The following is a 2,706-nucleotide window of genomic DNA, read 5'->3' on the forward strand; positions in this document are numbered from 1 at the left end:
TGACGAAGTCTAAAGCTTCTGCGTGTATATTAACCTTACTCCTCTCTTTTGTCTTTTCTGATTTATCCTTAAATTTAATGAATTGTAAACTTAAGCCGTGTATAAAAAATTGCTAAATTAGTGCTTAAACAAAGGTCGTTGCATTTTTGTTACGTCTGATTTTCCTACGGAAAATCCTCGCACACAAAAACGCAACTTTCCATACACAAAACCGTTGGTAGCAATACCGCTCGTGAAAAAATAACGAATGAGTTTGAAAAGAATATATCAATGAATAAAAACTTAATATTACTTTTATTTTTTTTAATTGCAAGTCATTCAATGCATGCTCAATGTTGGCAATCAATTTCTGCTGGACATTATCATACTATTGCCATTAAATCTGATGGAACTTTATGGGCTTGGGGTGGAAATTTCGCAGGACAAATAGGTGATGACTCAACAACAAACAAATCACTTCCAGTTCAAATCGGGATGGATAATGATTGGATAAAGTTAGCAGCTGGCGATTATCATAATTTAGCAATAAAATCAAATGGAACTTTATGGAGTTGGGGAAGTAATTATTATGGCCAATTAGGTGATGGAACAAATATAAATAGGTTAATTCCAGTGCAAATAGGAAATTCATCAAACTGGTCAACTATTATTGCAGGAGACCATCATAGTCTTGCAATAAATTCTAATGGTCAATTATGGGCTTGGGGTAGAAATAACAGTGGACAACTTGGAAACGGAAACACTATTAACAGCAATATTCCATACCAAGTTGGTAATGATTCAAATTGGCAATCAATTGGTGCTGGTTATGCCCATAGTATTGCATTAAAATCAAATGGAACATTATGGGCTTGGGGTTCAAATTTTGCAGGGCAATTGGGAAATGGCAACTCTACAGATAGTGTTTTACCAATTCAAATTGGATTAAGTTCGGGTTGGCAAAGTATTGATGCAGAAGACTATCATTCATTAGCAATAAAATCAAATGGAACATTATGGGTCTGGGGTTGGAACAATCCTGCTTTTTTTGTAAATAACGGAGTTGATTACTTATATATTCCGACACAAATTGGAACAGATAATGACTGGAAATCAATTAAAACAGGTCAATATCACGCAATAGCACTCAAATTGAATAACACTTTATGGTCTTGGGGAAGCGGTTCTTATGGACAATTAGCAAACGGAACAAATACTCATACATATCCACCAACTCAAATAAATAATTTGGCAAATTGGCAAACAATTGCTTGTGGAGATTTATTTACTTTAGCTGTAAATACTGATGGTAATTTATGGACTTCTGGTAATAATATTAGTGGTCAACTAGGTGATGGAACTACCACAGATAAAACAAATCTTACTCAAGTAAATTGCACATCTCTAGGCATAAATAACGTACAATATAAAAGTATTTCAGTTTTTCCAAATCCAACGAATGATTATATTAATATTTCAAATGGAATTAATATTGAAAAAATAATTTTAACTAATGTTTTGGGCAAAATAGTTTTTGAAGCTACTCAACATTTATCTAAAGTAAATGTTGAGTCATTTCAATCTGGAATTTATATCTTAAACATATATACAAATGATAAAAAATATAATATTAAATTCATAAAAGAATAAATATGTACTGCTACCAACACCGTATATAATTTATTGCAAGTTCTAGCCTACTTACGAAAGTCCTTGCGGACTTTCTTGGTCGGTAATTATTTACTAAATTAGTTGCTTGAAACACGCAACAAACCATATACAACAACGTTGCCAGTAATTTGACCAACCCGAAAACATTGATATTTATTGACTAAATGAAAAACCAATTTTTAATTTATTTCACAGTAATTTTTACACTTTTCGCTTGTAACAAACAACAAGATGAATTGAATGAAATGAACTCATTTTTAAAAACGAATTATGAATTCAGCAATAGAATTTTAAAATCGAACAGAGCAAATTATTATACTTTAATTCAAGAAAAACCTTCACTAAAGATTGAGGAACTAAATCAATTGGATTCACAAGTTGATATATTGATTTTCAAAATAGACAATGCGATTTTAAATAAAGATTATGATTTGGAAAAGATAATCGCTGAATCAAACCAAATCTTTCGTGAACTTAAAAAAATTGTAAAATATATAGAAGATTATTCATTTCAAGAATTTGAACAGCCAAAAACAAATTCAAATGAATTGGTTCTAAATTATTTAAAAAATAGGCTTGTAATTGCAACGATTAATGCCTTTGAATATGCAAATGGATTTACTTCTACAGAACCTACATACGAAAGAGCAGTTGATAGTGTTATTACAAATAAAACTGAAAACGGAATTAAACTTACTTTGACTTCTAAGTTTGGACAATCAATAACTGAAAATAGACACATTGTAATAAACAGTATTAAGTTCAATGGACAAGAAAAAAAGATTTATTTCAAATTAAAAGACAACTACTCTTTTGCTGATATTGAATTTGATTCATTACAAAGTGGAACATATAAAATAGATGGAGTTTTAAAATTCTATGGTAGGTATGGAGAAGTTGAATCGTGGTTTGAAAGAGAATTTAAAGTGGAATAAAAACTACTGGCAACAAAACTACTGGCAACAAAGTACTGTGGTAAAAAACAAGTAAAAATGTATTAATTTTTCACTAAAGTACTTTTATAATTTCCATCATATATTAATCCTGATTTAGCTA

General features: G+C 30.3%; 2 protein-coding genes. Both read left to right on the plus strand.

Annotation, left to right across the window (positions count from 1 at the left end; genetic code table 11):
- The first annotated feature begins 270 nt into the window (after nt 1-270).
- Nucleotides 271-1,629 (plus strand): RCC1 domain-containing protein, encoded by a 1,359-nt coding sequence (locus tag DFQ10_RS18375; protein ID WP_115818910.1) that lies wholly within the window; start codon nt 271-273, stop codon nt 1,627-1,629.
- 266 nt (nt 1,630-1,895) lie between these two features.
- Entirely contained in the window at nt 1,896-2,585 is a 690-nt protein-coding gene (locus DFQ10_RS18380) for a hypothetical protein (RefSeq protein ID WP_245940784.1), read from the plus strand.
- Nucleotides 2,586-2,706: the final 121 nt, after the last annotated feature.

The organism is Winogradskyella eximia, from assembly GCF_003386165.1.
Taxonomy (GTDB): domain Bacteria; phylum Bacteroidota; class Bacteroidia; order Flavobacteriales; family Flavobacteriaceae; genus Winogradskyella; species Winogradskyella eximia.